At 73.8% G+C, this 14,196-nt stretch carries 12 protein-coding genes and 1 riboswitch; of the genes, 7 read left to right on the top strand and 5 right to left on the bottom strand.

Annotated elements, in window-relative coordinates:
• Window positions 1-159: 159 nt before the first annotated feature.
• The 6 genes from Q0858_RS05920 to Q0858_RS05895 all read left to right on the top strand — a co-directional run bounded on the left by Q0858_RS05920 (window position 160) and on the right by Q0858_RS05895 (window position 7,076).
• Entirely contained in the window at window positions 160-579 is a 420-nt protein-coding gene (locus Q0858_RS05920) for a BLUF domain-containing protein (RefSeq protein WP_299051933.1), read from the top strand.
• Window positions 580-691: 112 nt separating this feature from the next.
• Window positions 692-770: riboswitch (cobalamin riboswitch) on the top strand.
• A gap of 83 nt (window positions 771-853) precedes the next feature.
• Entirely contained in the window at window positions 854-2,482 is a 1,629-nt protein-coding gene (locus tag Q0858_RS05915) for a hypothetical protein (protein ID WP_299051932.1), read from the top strand.
• Window positions 2,479-3,480 (top strand): hypothetical protein, encoded by a 1,002-nt coding sequence (locus tag Q0858_RS05910; protein ID WP_299051931.1) that lies wholly within the window; start codon window positions 2,479-2,481, stop codon window positions 3,478-3,480. The genes Q0858_RS05915 and Q0858_RS05910 overlap by 4 nt, the downstream gene beginning before the upstream one ends.
• A 16-nt stretch (window positions 3,481-3,496) precedes the next feature.
• Window positions 3,497-4,624, top strand: coding sequence for an energy-coupling factor transporter transmembrane component T (locus Q0858_RS05905; protein ID WP_299051930.1), 1,128 nt, complete (start codon window positions 3,497-3,499; stop codon window positions 4,622-4,624).
• On the top strand, window positions 4,621-6,261 hold the full coding sequence (locus Q0858_RS05900) for an ABC transporter ATP-binding protein (RefSeq protein ID WP_299051929.1): 1,641 nt from the start codon (window positions 4,621-4,623) through the stop codon (window positions 6,259-6,261). Before Q0858_RS05905 ends, Q0858_RS05900 begins: the two co-directional genes overlap by 4 nt.
• Window positions 6,262-6,326: 65 nt before the next feature.
• On the top strand, window positions 6,327-7,076 hold the full coding sequence (locus Q0858_RS05895) for an ECF transporter S component (protein WP_299052953.1): 750 nt from the start codon (window positions 6,327-6,329) through the stop codon (window positions 7,074-7,076).
• Between the two features lie 320 nt (window positions 7,077-7,396).
• Here Q0858_RS05895 and Q0858_RS05890 read toward each other — a convergent pair whose 3' ends face one another.
• The 3 genes from Q0858_RS05890 to Q0858_RS05880 are packed head-to-tail and all read right to left on the bottom strand — an operon-like array spanning window position 7,397 to window position 9,776.
• Complete coding sequence (locus Q0858_RS05890; protein ID WP_299051928.1) at window positions 7,397-8,584, bottom strand: PQQ-dependent sugar dehydrogenase; 1,188 nt, start codon at window positions 8,582-8,584, stop codon at window positions 7,397-7,399.
• Window positions 8,581-9,522: an alpha/beta hydrolase gene (locus Q0858_RS05885; RefSeq protein ID WP_299051927.1), complete on the bottom strand. Its 942-nt coding sequence runs from the start codon at window positions 9,520-9,522 to the stop codon at window positions 8,581-8,583. The genes Q0858_RS05890 and Q0858_RS05885 overlap by 4 nt, the downstream gene beginning before the upstream one ends.
• 35 nt (window positions 9,523-9,557) lie before the next feature.
• Window positions 9,558-9,776 (bottom strand): hypothetical protein, encoded by a 219-nt coding sequence (locus Q0858_RS05880; RefSeq protein WP_299051926.1) that lies wholly within the window; start codon window positions 9,774-9,776, stop codon window positions 9,558-9,560.
• Between the two features lie 124 nt (window positions 9,777-9,900).
• Here Q0858_RS05880 and Q0858_RS05875 point away from each other — a divergent pair, with 124 nt between their 5' ends.
• Entirely contained in the window at window positions 9,901-10,749 is an 849-nt protein-coding gene (locus Q0858_RS05875; protein ID WP_299051925.1) for an EamA family transporter, read from the top strand.
• A gap of 105 nt (window positions 10,750-10,854) precedes the next feature.
• Here the strand turns inward: Q0858_RS05875 and Q0858_RS05870 are convergent, their stop codons facing one another.
• A complete protein-coding gene (locus tag Q0858_RS05870; RefSeq protein WP_299052951.1) occupies window positions 10,855-13,398 on the bottom strand; it encodes a glycosyl hydrolase family 65 protein in 2,544 nt (847 codons plus the stop codon).
• Window positions 13,398-14,174 carry an HAD family phosphatase gene (locus Q0858_RS05865; RefSeq protein ID WP_299051924.1) on the bottom strand — a complete coding sequence of 259 codons (777 nt, stop codon included), beginning with the start codon at window positions 14,172-14,174 and terminating at the stop codon, window positions 13,398-13,400. Before Q0858_RS05865 ends, Q0858_RS05870 begins: the two co-directional genes overlap by 1 nt.
• Window positions 14,175-14,196 lie beyond the last annotated feature (22 nt).

Here is a 14,196-nt window from a genome sequence, read left to right as displayed (position 1 = left end):
GCGGACGCAGAGATCGTCCGACGAAGAGCGTGATCCACCGTAAGGCATCCGGTGGCCGGTCGGCCTCATCCAGGACTGTCGGGACCTCCTGCCGGGAACCGGTCCAGTGGCGGGCGGATCTGCGACAGGATGCGGTGACCCGGCCAGGAGAGGCGTGCGATGTTGTCGATCACCTATCTGAGTGCGGCGTCAGCGGCCCTCACCCCGCAGGAGCTGGCGCACCTCGTGGAGCAGTCGCGCTGCCGCAACGCGGCGAAGGACATCACGGGTGTCCTGGTCTACTCGGCCGGGACCTTCGTGCAGACCCTCGAGGGCCCGACCGCCGCGGTCACCGAGCTGTACGACGACATCGTCGGCGACGTCCGGCACACCGAGGTGATCGAGGTGTGGCGGGAGACGATCATGCGCAGGACGTTCTCGACCTGGTCGATGGCGTTCCGGGAGCTCACCGAGGCCGAGGCGGCCGCCGTGCCCGAGCTGAACGGCGTCCTCGCGCCGTCCCCGCCGGCCGACGCCGACCTCAGCCTCTCGCCGGCCGTCCTCCTGCGCCTCGTGGACGACGGCGCCGGCTCCCACTGACCGCACCCGCGGGCGTGGCGACGGCCACACGCCCGGGCACCGCGACGGGGCCGCCGCCGGTGTTACGCTCCGCTCGCTCCCACCCGGGAGCACACCATCTACGCCCGTCGCGGGGGAAGCCGGTCCGAGTCCGGCGCTGACCCGCAACCGTAGGTCCCCGTGCAGCACGGCGGGGACGAGCCGGAATGCCCACGGCGGGGCGTCTTACCCGTCGCTGTCGCGGAAAGCAGCTGGGGAACTGAGGTCCTCCGCTGTCGCAGCGTGGAGGAATCTCATGACCCCTCGTCCCGGGCGCCGTACGGCTGCCCTCGTCACCGGGCTCGGCCTCGCCGCCGGCTCCCTGCTCGTCGCCCCGGTCGCCCCCGCGTCCGCGGCGGCACCGAACGACTCCGCCGCCGCCGTCGCCGGCGGCGACTGGCTCGCCGACCAGCTCACCGACGGCGTGATCTACAACGACCAGTTCGCCTTCGACGACTACGGCCTGACGGTCGACACCGGGCTGGCGCTCGACGACTTCTCCTCGAACCGGTACGCCGGCGCCCTTCGGTCGCTGACCGCGGCCGTGACCAGCGACGAGGGCGTCGAGTCCTACACCACCGGGAACGCCTTCGGCGACGAGAACTCCCGGTACGCCGGGGCCACCGCCAAGCTCGCCTCCTACGTCCAGCAGCGCGGCGGGGACCCCCGCGACGTGTCCGGGACGAACCTGATCAACCAGCTCAGCGGCCTGGTCGCCACCGAGGACCCGATCGCGGGCCGCATCGAGGACCGGACGAGCTTCGGCGACACGGCCAACGCGATCGGCCAGGGCTTCGCTGCCCGCGCCCTCGTGGTCGCCGACAGTCCTCGCGGTGCTTCCGCGATGGACTTCTTCCTCGACCAGCAGTGCAGCGACGGCTTCTTCCGCGCCTTCCTCGACGACAAGGCTGACACCGACCAGACCTGCGACGGCGCCACCTCCGAGGAGGACAGCGCCCCGAACACCGACACCACCGGCATCGCGGTCCTGAACCTCCTCGCCACCGACCCGGCCCCCGGCTCGCCCGTGCAGGACGCCATCGACTCGGCCGTGGACTGGATGCTGTCCGAGCAGGCCCCCGACGGCTCCTACGCCGGGGCGCCGCCGACCGACGTCCCCAACACCAACAGCACGGGTGTCGTCGCCTGGGCCCTCGGGCAGGCGGGTGAGAACGGTGCCGCCGCCCGCGCGGCCGCGTACATCGCCCGTCAGCAGGCCACGGCGTGCGACGGAGCGTTGCGCACCGAGGTCGGGACCGTCGCCTACGACCGGGCGGCGCTCGAGGCCGGCCGCGAGTCGGGCATCGACGCCACCAACCGGGACCAGTTCCGTCGTGCCTCCGCGCAGGCGGTGCCGGCGCTCCGTTCCCTCGGCGCGGTGAAGGGCTCGCTGGCGCAGGCCCGCGCGACGCGCTTCGTCAAGGCCGGGCAGCCCCTGACCCTCGAGGTCTCCGGCCTGACCCGCGGGACCCGCAGCTGCCTCACCGGGCCCGCCACCCGGTTCGACGTCCCCAACGCGGCCGACCGTGAGGTCACCGTGGACGTCCCGTCCGGCACGGCGAACCGCACCTACCGCCTGTCGACGTTCGCGCAGAAGGTCGACAGCGTGACCGTTCGCGCGCTGGACAAGACGACGCTGGCCGCGAACGTCGCGAAGTCCCGCGTCGCCCGCAAGGCCCAGCAGACGGTCACCGTCAAGCGCCTCGCCGCCCAGGAGCGCGTGACCGTCAAGGTCGACGGCACCCGGGTGGCCCGCGGCACCGCCAACGGCAACGGGGTCTTCCGCGCCACCTACCGGGTCACCGGGCCGAAGGGCGACGCGGCGATGAAGGTCGTGGGCCAGTTCGGCAACCGCACCGGCGCCACCTCCTACGTCGTCCGATGAGGCTCCCGCGCATCCTCGGGGCGCTGGGTCTCGCGCTGGCCACCGCGCTCGTCGTCCCGGCGCTCCCCGTCACCCCGGCGCCCACGGCGTCGGCGGCGGGGTGCACCGGGGCCGGGGGCGTCACGGTGGTCGTCGACTACAACCAGCTCGGAGGGGACATCCTCCAGGGCTGCGTCGCCGACGGCGGCGGCAAGGTCGCGCGCGGGGTGTTCTCCTCGGCCGGCGTCAGCCAGTCCGACGTCGCCCGCACCCCGGGCTTCGTCTGCCGGGTGAACGGCAAGCCGACCCAGTCCCAGGACCCGTGCGTGAACACGCCCCCCGCGACGGCGTACTGGAGCCTGTGGTGGACCGACGGCAACGGCGGTCCGTGGGTGTACTCCAGCCTCGGTGTGAACTCACTGAAGGTGCCCGACGGCGGCTACCTCGCGTGGTCCTGGCAGGGCCAGTCCGCCAAGTCCCCGCCGGACGTCGCACCCGTCGCCCGGGAGGACGAGGCACCCGCCGGGGGTGACGGCAACGGTGGCGGATCGAACGGCTCCGGTGGCGGCAGCTCGAACGGCGGCTCCGGTGGCGGCGGGTCGTCGTCCGACATGCCGTCGACCTCGCCCGAGGACACCCCCAGCGCCTCCGAGGACCCCACCGAGGACCCGACCGCCGACGGCGGCGCCGGGGCCCGGAGCGGCAAGGACGGCAAGGGTGGCGCGCAGGGCAGGAACAAGGCCGACAAGGCCGGCAAGGGCGCCCGGAAGGACAAGGACAAGCGCAAGGGCGCCACGAAGGACCGGAAGAGGGACGGCACGGCCGACGAGGAGGGCGCCGGCGAGTCCGTCGACTCCCCGCTGACCGACGCCGACGGGGACACCGAGCAGGTGTCCTCGGCGACCGAGGAGGACCCCGCCGGCCTGCCGGTCTGGGTGCCGCTCGCGGTGCTCCTGGTCCTCGCCGCCGGTGGCGTCGGGGCCGTCGTGTGGCGGCGCCGCACGGGCGGCACCCCCTAGCCCGCAGGATGGACGGATGAGCGCAGCGCGACTGCCGCGGGACCTGCACCCCGTGGCCTGGTGGCTGTGGGCCCTCGGGCTCGCGGCAGTCGGCTCGCTCACCCTCAACCCGCTGCTCCTGATGACGGTCATCGGCGTCGCCGTCGTCACGGTGACGCTGCGGCGCGGCGACCACCCGTGGTCGCGCGCCTTCCGGATCTACGTCTGGCTCGCCGTGGTGATCGTGGTGCTCCGGGTGCTGTTCCGGGTCCTGCTCGGCGGCGGGTACGGCGGCACGGTGATCCTCCGGCTGCCCGAGATCCCGCTGCCGGACGTGGTGCTGGGCATCCAGCTGCTCGGCGACGTGACGGCGGAGAACGTGCTCGGCGGCTTCTACGACGGACTGCGCCTCGCGACGCTCGTGCTCTGCGTCGGCGCCGCGAACGCCCTGGCGAACCCCAAGCGGCTGCTGAAGTCGGTGCCCCCCGCGCTGTACGAGATCGGCACCGTCCTGGTCGTCGCGGTCACCGTCGTCCCGCAGCTCGCCGACTCGGCGCGTCGCGTGCGGGCGGCGCAACGGCTGCGCCCCGGCCCGACCGGGCGGGTCCGCTCCCTGCGCCGGTTCCTGGTGCCCATCCTCGAGGACGCCCTCGAGCGTTCCCTGAGCCTCGCGGCGGGGATGGACGTCCGGGGCTACGGCCGGTCCGGCGACGTCCCCGCCCGGCAGCGGCTGCGCACCGGCGCCCTGATGGTGCTGGGCCTGATGGGGGTCGCGGTCGGCACGTACGCCGTCCTCGACACCACCGCGCCCCGCTGGCTCGCGCTGCCGATGCTGCTCGGTGGCCTCGGCGTCGCCGTCCTCGGCATGCTCAGCGCGGGGCGCGCCGTCGTCCGCACCCGCTACCGGCCCGACCGCTGGCGCGCCGCGGAGATCGCAGTCGTCGCCTCCGGCCTCGGCGCGGCCGTCCTGGGCTGGTGGGTCTCGACGTACCAGCCGGTCGTCGCCTACCCCGAGCTCCTGTCCGTGCCGCAGCTGTCGCTGACCGGGCTGGCCGCGGGCCTGCTCGGGCTCGTCGCGGCGTTCGCCGCGCCGCCGCCGGTGCTCGCCACCGGGGGACCGCCCGCGGCGTTCCTCGTCCGCGAGCGCGAGGGGGCGGCCGCGTGATCGAGCTGCGGAACATCTCCCTGACGTACGCCGGACCCGACGACAGGCCCCGCCGTGTGCTGGACGCCGTCGACCTCACGCTCGAGGAGGGCGACCTCGTGCTCGTCGCGGGCCGGACCGGCGTCGGCAAGTCCACGCTGCTCGGCGTCCTGTCCGGGCTGGTGCCGCGCTTCACCGGCGGCGCCCTCACCGGTCGGGTGCTCGCCGACGGCGCCGACATCACGCAGACCCCGCCGCGCGAGCGGACCGGCCTGGTCGGGTACGTCGGCCAGGACCCGGCCGCCGGGTTCGTCACCGACACCGTCGAGGAGGAGCTCGCGTACGGCATGGAGCAGCTCGGCCTCGAGCCCGCGACCATGCGCCGTCGCGTGGAGGAGACCCTCGACCTGCTCGGGGTCGCCGACCTCCGCGACCGCGACCTGCGGACGCTGTCCGGCGGGCAGCAGCAGCGCGTCGCGATCGGCTCGGTGCTGGCGATGCACCCCCGCTACCTCGTGCTGGACGAGCCGACCTCGGCGCTCGACCCCACCGCGGCCGAGGAGGTGCTGGCCACGCTGACCCGGCTGGTCCACGACGTCGGGCTCGGCGTCGTCCTCGCCGAGCACCGCCTCGAGCGGGTCGTGCCGTTCGCCGACCGGATGGTCCTGCTCGCCGGCGGCGGCGCCGTCCGCGAGGGCCACCCGGCCGACGTCCTCCGCGACGCGGAGCCCGACCAGCCCGCCCCGCCGATCGTCGAGCTCGGCCGCCTGGCCGGGTGGGACCCGCTGCCGCTGACCGTCCGGGAGGCCCGACGCCGGGCGCGCGACCTGTCCGTCACACCGCCGGAGCCGGCCGCGCCCGCACCGTCGACCGGCCGGGCGGTCGCCGCCGAGGTCCGCGGCCTCACGCTCGCGCGTGGCCCCCGGGTCGTGCTGCGTGACGTGGACCTGACCCTCCCGGCGGGCCGCGTCACCGCCCTCATGGGCCGCAACGGCGCGGGGAAGTCGACGCTGCTGTGGGCGCTGCAGGGCGCGTCCCCGGGCACGCGGCACGGCGGCTCGCTGCGGGTCGTCGGCGTCGACGGTCCGGTCGACCCGACCGACCTGCCGCGTGACGACCGGTGGCGCCGCGTCGGCCTCGTGCCGCAGACGGCCGCCGACCTGCTCTACCTCGAGACGGTCGCCGAGGAGTGCGAGGCCGCCGACGGTGGCGCCGGCGCGCCCGCCGGGACCTGCGCCGGCCTGCTCGACGCGATGGTGACCGGCATCGAGGCCGACCAGCACCCCCGCGACCTGTCCGAGGGCCAACGGCTCGCGCTCGTGCTCGCGATCGTCCTCACCGCCGGACCGGACCTGCTCCTGCTGGACGAGCCCACCCGCGGCCTCGACTACGCGGCCAAGCGGGTGCTCGCCGGGATCATCGGCGACCAGACGGCCGCCGGCCGCGCCGTCCTGGTCGCGACCCACGACGTCGAGTTCGTCGCCGGGGTCGCCGACGCGGTCGTCGTCCTCGCCGAGGGCGAGGTCGTCTCCGACGGCCCGGTACGACGGGTGCTCGCGGAGTCGCCGTCGTTCGCGCCGCAGGTCACCAAGGTCCTCGGGCCGGGCTGGCTGCACGTCGACGAGGTGGCCAGGGCGCTGGCGGGGGCCGGCCGGTGAGCGCGGCCGAGAAGGCGGTGCCGCGGCAGACCGCCGTCCGCGTCACGGGCCGGTCGGCGCTCGTGATGGGCCTGGCCTCCCTCGCCGGGCTCGCGATGCTGACGTGGCCGCTGCTGCTCGTGCCGGAGGCCGGCGCGGAGCGGGTCGACCCGCCGTTCCTCTTCCTCGCGCTGCTGCCGGTGATCCTCGCCGTCGTCCTCGCGGAGCTGTCGGAGGGCGGCATGGACTCGCGGGTGCTCGCCGTCCTCGGGGTGCTCACCGCGGTCAACGCGGTGCTGCGGGGGATGGGCGCCGGGACGGCCGGGGTGGAGCTCGTCTTCTTCCTGCTGATCCTCGGCGGGCGGGTGTTCGGGCCGGGCTTCGGGTTCGTCCTGGGGTGCACCTCGCTGTTCGCCTCGGCGCTGCTGACGGCCGGCGTGGGGCCGTGGCTGCCGTACCAGATGCTCTGCGCCGCCTGGGTCGGCCTCGGCGCCGGGCTGCTGCCGCGACGCGCGTCCGGCAAGGCGGAGATCGCGATGCTCGTCGCGTACGCCGTCGTCGCGGCGTACCTCTACGGGCTCTTCATGAACCTCACCGGTTGGCCGTTCCTGCTCGGCATCGGCCTGCCCGGGATCTCCGAGAGCCTGGCCTTCGTGCCGGGCGACCCGGTGCTGGAGAACCTGCAGCGCTTCGGGGTCTACACCCTGCTCACGTCGACCACGAGCTTCGACACCGGCCGCGCCATCACGACGTCCCTCTGCGTGGTCCTCCTCGGCCCGGCGATCCTCACCACCCTGCGCCGCGCCGCCCGCCGCGCCACCGTCGTGCCGGACTGAAGCCGCGGTCACGGATCGTGCGGGATCGGTGTCACCTGAGAACACCGATCCCGCGCGATCCCGGGTCAAGGTGCCCGAGCCGCGGCCCACTTCTTGATCCGCTCGTTGCGAGCACGGACGAACGCCACGCTAAACGCTTGGCCCGCAACACCTGGTGGTGGCGGCGAAGGGTCAGACCGAAGCGATCAGGATGCCGGGTGCCCGCTTCGTTACGAGCGTCGAAGGCGACGTCGATGTCCATCCCGATGAACCTCGCATCGCAGACCGCGGCCACCGGGCGGCGCAAGCCCGGACCCGGCCGGACGACGAGCCGAGTCGGCCTACTCCACGCCGGTCGAGACCCGCAGGATGCGGTCGTCGCCGGCGCGGGGCTCGCCGCGGGTGTCGGTGTTGTTGGTGATCACCCAGAGGTCGCCGTCGGGGGCGGGCTTGATCTCGCGGATGCGGCCGTAGGTGTCGGTGAAGAAGTCCTGGGGCTCGCCGGCGCGGTCGCCGTCCAGGGGCACCCGCCAGACCCGCTCGCCGCCGAGGGCGGCGACGAAGAGCATGCCGTCGGCGTACGCCAGGCCGGAGGGGGAGGCGTCGTCGGTGCTCCAGACGACCTGCGGGTTGATGAGGTCGCCACCCTGGACGTCGCCCTGGCCCTCGTTGATGGGCCAGGCGAAGTTGCCGCCCGGCTCGAGCCGGTTGAGCTCGTCGTACGTCTGGTCGCCGAACTCCGAGGCCCACAGGGTGTCGTCGTCGTCGAAGGCGAGGCCCTGCACGTTGCGGTGGCCGAGGGTGTAGACCAGCGAGCCCCGGGTCGGGTTGTCGCGCGGGACCTCGCCGTCCGCGGTCATCCGCAGCACCTTGCCGGCGAGCGAGTCCGGGTCCTGGGCGAGGTCGGGGTTCCCGGCGTCGCCGGTGGACACGTAGAGCATGCCGTCCGGGCCGAAGGCGAGGCGGCCGCCGTCGTGGTAGCTGTTCAGCGGGATGCCGTCAAGGATCGTCTCGGGCTCACCCAGGGTGTCGCCGTCCAGGGTCGCGCGGGCGACGCGGTTGTCCTCGCCGGTCGTGTAGTAGAGGAAGAGCGTGCGGTCGCGGCGGAAGTCGGGGGAGACCGCGACGCCGAGCAGGCCGGCCTCGCCGTTCGGAGCGGCCGCGGCGACGACGCCGAGCTCGGTCTGCTCACCGGTGTCGGGGTCGATCCGCAGCACCCGGCGGGTGTCCCGCTCGGTGAGGACGGCGTCGCCGTCGGGCAGGAAGTCCAGGCCCCACGGCGCCTCGAGGTCCTCGGTGACCGTGCCGGTGACCTCCATCGGGCCGAGCCTCCCCGACAGGGTCTCCGAGGAGGACGGGGCCGACGGCTGCTCCTCGGGCTCGTCCTGCGACGACGAGGCGGTCACGGTCGGCTCGGTGCCCGTGTCGACGTCGTCCGAGCCGCAGGCGACCAGGGAGCCGGTCCCGAGCACCCCCAGCACGACGGCCGTGGACAGGGGACGGAGTCGACGGGTCCTCGGGGGCCTCATCCCTCCACTGTGGCAAGGAAGTCCAACAGCAGGGCGTGCACCTCGTCGGGACGCTCCATCTGGACGAAGTGGGTCGCCGGCAGCTCGACGTACGTCGCCCCGGGGATGCGGGCGGCGGCCGTGGCCATGTCGCGGGCACCGGCGAGGACGTCCCAGCGGCCGGCCACGAAGGCGGTCGGCACCCGGATCGTCCCGAGCGGCACGCGGCGGTGCTTGGCGGTGGCGAGGGCGACGTGGCCGTACCAGTCGACCGGCGTCGTGAGGAAGTCGCGGACGGCGCGGCCGGTGCCCTCGGCGTCGGGCGTGGGGAACATGAAGCCGGAGTGGGTCAGCAGCCCCACCCCGAGGCGGCCCATCCTCAACCGCTGGGCGAGGGGGGTGATGGCCGGGCCGGCGTACTTGAGGACGCGGGCGGCGTTCACCGTCAGCGCCTGCGCGACGCCGCGCGGCAACCGGGCCGGGGCCAGCATGCTCGCGAACGTCGACCCCGGCACCCCCGCGACCGCGAACAGCCCGGAGACCTTCTCGGGGTGGCGGACGGCGAGCTCGAACGCCGTGTTGACGCCCATCGACCAGCCCATCAGGGGCACGCGGTCGAGGCCGGCGTCCGCCATGACGGCGAGGGCGTCGGCGACGAAGTCGTCGATGGTGACGTCACGCCGGTGCCGCGGGCGCTCGGAGCCGCCGGTCCCGCGGTGGTACCAGGACACGACGCGGACGCCGCACCCCGGCCGGAGCAGTGCGGGCCAGGTGTACGGGTTGGTCCCGAGCCCGTTGCAGAGCAGCACGGTGGGTGCGCCGGGGCCGGCGATCCGCTCGTTGCTCCACGCCCGCAGCCGGGTGCCGTCCGTGCTGGTGACGTCGCTGAACGTCAGTCCGGAGGGCTCAGGTGCCCCGCCGGGGTCACTTCCGGTCTCCGGCACGGGGGTCCCCACCATGGCGGGGATTGTGCCCCAGCCGTGGCGGGGTCGGCTCAGAGGGCGCCGCGGACCTCGCGGGAGCCGTCGTACGACGGGACCTCGGCGGCGCCACGCTCGGCGAGGAAGTCGTCGACGTCGGCCCGCTCCTTGCGCCGGGCGGCGAGCGCCGTGGACGCGACCATCGCGTTGCGACGGGCACCCTGCTGCGACTCGGTCGCCCAGCGGGACACGGCGTCCCCGACGGCGCTCCGCAGGGAGAGGACGTGAGGCATGAGGTGCTCCGGGGGGTGTGCGTGGGGCTGTCCCGCCACCTTAGCCCCGTCCGGGCGTCGGGCCCGTCAACGCTTCGTGACACCCGTGTGAACCCGTGCCTTCCACGCCTCGTAGCGTGCCGCCGTGAACCGCGCCGTCGTCCTCGTCCTGGTCGGTGTGGTGTCGGTCCAGGTGGGTGCGGCGTTCGCCAAGGACCTGTTCGACGAGGTGTCCCCGACGGGCATGGTGTGGCTCCGGCTGGCCACCAGCACCCTGGTGCTCCTGCTCGTCGCGCGGCCCTCGCTGCGCGGCAGGACCCGGGACGACTGGCTGACCATGGTCGCCTTCGGGCTCACGCTGGGGCTGATGAACTGGGCGATCTACCAGTCGTTCGCCCGCATCCCGCTGGGCATCGCGGTGACCATCGAGTTCGTGGGCCCGCTGGGTGTCGCGCTGGTCGGCTCGCGCCGCGTCCGCGACCTGCTGTGGGTGGGGTTGGCCGGGCTCGGCGTGGTCCTGCTCGGGCTGGAGCGCGCGGACCTCGACCCGGTGGGGGTCGCGTTCGCGCTGCTGGCCGGCGCCGCGTGGGCGACGTACATCCTGCTGTCGCAGCGCACGGGCGCCCGCTGGGCGGGGCTCGACGGCCTGGCGCTGGCGAGCCTGGTGGGGATGCTGCTGCTGACGCCGTTCGTGCTGGCCTCGGGGGAGGGCTCGCTGCTCGACCCGCGCATCCTGCTCATCGGGCTCGTGGTGGGACTGATGAGCTCGGTGCTGCCGTACTCCTGCGAGCTGGTCGCGCTGCGGACCCTGCCGTCGTCGACCTTCGGGATCCTCATGAGCCTGGAGCCGGCCGTCGCCGCGCTGGCCGCGATCGTCGTCCTCGGCGAGCTGCTGGCGCCCACGCAGTGGGCCGCCGTCGCCTGCGTCATCGTCGCGGTCGCCGGCGCGACGGCCAGCTCCGCGCGGGCGATCCCGCCGGCACCGGCGCAGTAGACCTGCACAAAAGGGCACAGTTCGGCGGTCCTGCGACCTCGCCTCCGCGGCAGGACGGGGAGGCGGGGGCCGCCCGGCGCCGAACTGTGTGGCTTCGTGTCCGACTCAGACCAGGTGGTCGGCGCTCTCGGCCTCGTCCGCGGGGTACGACGGCGACGGGACGCCGGCGGTGATGCGCGAGCCGTCCGCGCGGCGGCCGCCGATGAGCGGGCGGTCGCCGAGCATCCCGTCGATGCGCTGGCCCTGGTGCTCCAGCGGCACCTCGACCGTGGCCCCCGGCGCCACCTCGTACGACGCGCCACGGACGTCGACCGTCACCGCGCCGTCGCCGGACTCGTGGACGAAGGTGATGGCCTCCTGGGCGACCCGGACCCGCACGCGGTTGCCGTGCCACTGCAGCGGGAACGACAGCCCCGGCCAGTCGACCGGCAGCCGCGGGTCGAACCGCAGCTCCCCGCCGTGGTCGCGCATGCCGCCAAACCCGGAGACCAGCGCGCTCCACACCCCGCCGGCCGATGCGACGTGCATGCCGTCGACGACGTTGTGGTGCAGGTCGAGCAGGTCGACGTACAGCGCCTTGCGGAAGTAGGCCAGCGCCTGCTGGTGGTAGCCGACCTCGGCGGCCATCACGGACTGCACGACCGCCGACAGGGTCGAGTCGCCCGTGGTGATCGGGTCGTAGTACTCGAAGTCCGCGCGCTTCTCCGCGGCGGTGAACCGGTCGCCCTGCAGGAAGAGCGCGAGGACGACGTCCGCCTGCTTCAGCACCTGGAACCGGTAGATCACCAGCGGGTGGTAGTGCAGGAGCAGGGGCCGCAGCTCGGCCGGGGTGCGGGACAGGTCCCAGACCTCCCGGTCGAGGAAGTGCTCGTCCTGCGGGTGGATCCCCAGGTTGTCGTCGTAGGGGATGCACATGGCCTCGGCGGCCTCGCGCCACTCCTGGACCTCCTCGCACCGCAGGCCCAGCCGCTTGACCATCCGCTCGTGCTCGACCGGGTCCGCGTCGCGGACCTCGTCGACGGCTCGCACCGCCCGCTCCAGGTTGAACCGGGCCATGACGTTGGTGAAGAGGTTGTTGTTGACGACCGTCGTGTACTCGTCCGGCCCGGTGACGCCGTGGATGTGGAATGTCGGGTGGTCGCCGTACTTCGACGCGTCGCCGTTGGCGGGGTGCCGCCAGAAGCCGAGGTCGGCGTACAGCCTGGCGGTCTCGACGAGGATGTCGACGCCGTCGCGCACGAGGAAGCCGGTGTCGCCGGTCGCGTCGACGTACTTCGACAGGGCGTAGGCCACGTCGGCGTCGATGTGCACCTGGGCGGTGCCGGCCGCGTAGTACGCCGACGCCTCCTCGCCGTTGATCGTGCGCCAGGGGTAGAGCGCGCCGACCTGCGCCAGCTCGTGGGCGCGGTCGCGCGCGGCGGGCAGCATGCGGGAGCGGAAGTGCAGGCAGTTCCGCGCGATCTCCGGCATCGTGTAGACGAGGAACGGGACGACGTAGACCTCGGTGTCCCAGAAGTAGTGGCCCTCGTAGCCGTTGCCCGTCACCCCCTTCGCCGGGACGCCCTGCTGGTCGGAGCGCGCCGCGGCCTGGGCGAGGTGGAACAGGTTGAAGCGGATCGCCTGCTGCAGCGCCGGGTGCCCCTCGACCACGACGTCCGAGCGCCGCCAGAAGTCGTCGAACCAGCCGCGCTGGTCCGCGCGGTACGCCGCCGCGCCGTGCCGCACCGCGCGGTCGAGCGTGCGGTCGCAGCGGTCGGACAGCTCACGGACCGGCACGCCGCGCGAGGTGTGGTAGGTGACGAGCTTGGTCAGCCTCGTCGTCACGCCCTCGTGGGCGTCGATGCGGAAGGCGATCTTGCCGAGGTCGTCCTCGCTGCGGACGACGCGCTCGACGTCGTCGGTGGTGTCGAGCTCGTGGTGGGCGCAGACCGCGAGGGTCATCGCGGAGTTGCGGCAGCGGTAGCCGAGGAAGATCCGGTTGTCGGTGGCCCAGTGCTCCTGGGGGACCAGCACCCGGTCGGCGAAGTGACCCGCCTTGCGGGGGTCGCGGCTCTCGCCCATCGCGGCGTCGGCGACGTGGTACTCGTCCTCGCCGTCCTGCCGGTTGAGCACCTGCGAGGAGATGACGACGGGGGCGTCGCCCTCGAGCATGGTGACCTCGAGCTCCAGGACGGCGAGGTGGCGCTCGGTCATGGAGACCATGCGGGTGGAGTCGATCCGTACCCGCTTGCCCGACGGCGTCCGCCAGACGAGGCTGCGGCGCAGCAGGCCGGCGGCGAGGTCGAGGGTGCGCTCGTACGACTCGAGGTCGGCGGTGCCGAGGATGAGCGGCTCGTCGTCGACGTAGATCTTCATGACCTTCGCGTCGGGGATGTTGACGAGCGTCTGGCCCGTCCGCGCGAAGCCGAACGCCGACTCGGCGTGGTGGATCTCCCACGTCTCGTGGAAGCCGTTGACGAAGGTGCCGTGCTGGACGGCGTCGCGGCCCTCCTCGGGGTTGCCGCGCATGCCGAGGTAGCCGTTGCCGACCGCGAACAGGGTCTCGGTGGTGCCGAGGTCGGAGGAGCGGTGCGCGGTCTCGCGCAGGGCCCACTCGTCGACGGGGAAGCGGGAGCGGTCCAGCGAGTCCTCGCTGATGTCGGGGAGGATCACCGTCCTGCCCCCTGCACGGGCCCCTCGACCAGCTCGGCGAGGTCGGAGACGACGACGTCGGCGCCCGCCTCGCGCAGCGCGTCCGCGCCGGCGCCGCGGTCGACGCCGATGACGAGCCCGAAGTCGCCGGCCCGTCCGGCGCGCACGCCGGAGGTGGCGTCCTCGAGGACGACGGCCTTCGCGTCGGGCACCTCGAGCACCTGCGCGGCGTGGTGGAACGTGTCCGGCGCGGGCTTGCCCGGCAGCCCGAGCTCCTTCGCGACGCGTCCGTCGACGACGGTCGCGAACCGGTCCAGCAGGCCCGCGGCGCGCAGGACGGCCGGCGCGTTGGCCGAGCTCGACACCACCGCGAGCGGCATGCCGGCGTCGCGGAGGTGGTCCAGCAGCGCCACCGACCCGTCGTACGCCGTGACGCCGTCGCGTTCGACGACGGCGTTGAACGCGTCGTTCTTGCGGTTGCCGAGACCCTTCACGCTGACCTCGTCGGCTCCGGCGTCGTCCTCGCCCTCGGGCAGCTCGATGCCGCGCGAGGACAGGAAGTCGCGGACCCCGTCGAAGCGGGGCTTGCCGTCGACGTGGTCGAAGTAGTCGGCGTCGGTGTAGGCGCTGGTGTCGCCCGCGCCGTCCCAGGAGGCCAGGAAGTCCGAGAACATCTCGGCCCAGGCCCGCATGTGCACCTCGGCGGTCGGCGTGACCACGCCGTCGAGGTCGAAGAGAGCAGCGTCGTACGGCGTCCAGTCCACGGGCAACGAGAGTACGGCTGTGACCGGCATCCCGCCGAGTCGGCCCGAGGCG

It is taken from the genome of uncultured Nocardioides sp. (genome assembly GCF_947489365.1).
GTDB lineage: Bacteria > Actinomycetota > Actinomycetes > Propionibacteriales > Nocardioidaceae > Nocardioides.
This window is presented reverse-complemented; position numbering and strand designations above follow the sequence as displayed.

What these genes read in the sequence shown, in the direction of transcription:
- Q0858_RS05910 (WP_299051931.1), top strand. Translation starts at nt 2,479, where the DNA reads ATGAGGCTCCCGCGCATCCTCGGGGCGCTGGGTCTCGCGCTGGCCACC.
- Q0858_RS05915 (WP_299051932.1), top strand. Translation starts at nt 854, where the DNA reads ATGACCCCTCGTCCCGGGCGCCGTACGGCTGCCCTCGTCACCGGGCTC.
- Q0858_RS05895 (WP_299052953.1), top strand. Translation starts at nt 6,327, where the DNA reads ATGGGCCTGGCCTCCCTCGCCGGGCTCGCGATGCTGACGTGGCCGCTG.
- Q0858_RS05920 (WP_299051933.1), top strand. Translation starts at nt 160, where the DNA reads ATGTTGTCGATCACCTATCTGAGTGCGGCGTCAGCGGCCCTCACCCCG.
- Q0858_RS05905 (WP_299051930.1), top strand. Translation starts at nt 3,497, where the DNA reads ATGAGCGCAGCGCGACTGCCGCGGGACCTGCACCCCGTGGCCTGGTGG.
- Q0858_RS05885 (WP_299051927.1), bottom strand. Translation starts at nt 9,522, where the DNA reads ATGGTGGGGACCCCCGTGCCGGAGACCGGAAGTGACCCCGGCGGGGCA.
- Q0858_RS05890 (WP_299051928.1), bottom strand. Translation starts at nt 8,584, where the DNA reads ATGAGGCCCCCGAGGACCCGTCGACTCCGTCCCCTGTCCACGGCCGTC.
- Q0858_RS05865 (WP_299051924.1), bottom strand. Translation starts at nt 14,174, where the DNA reads ATGCCGGTCACAGCCGTACTCTCGTTGCCCGTGGACTGGACGCCGTAC.
- Q0858_RS05880 (WP_299051926.1), bottom strand. Translation starts at nt 9,776, where the DNA reads ATGCCTCACGTCCTCTCCCTGCGGAGCGCCGTCGGGGACGCCGTGTCC.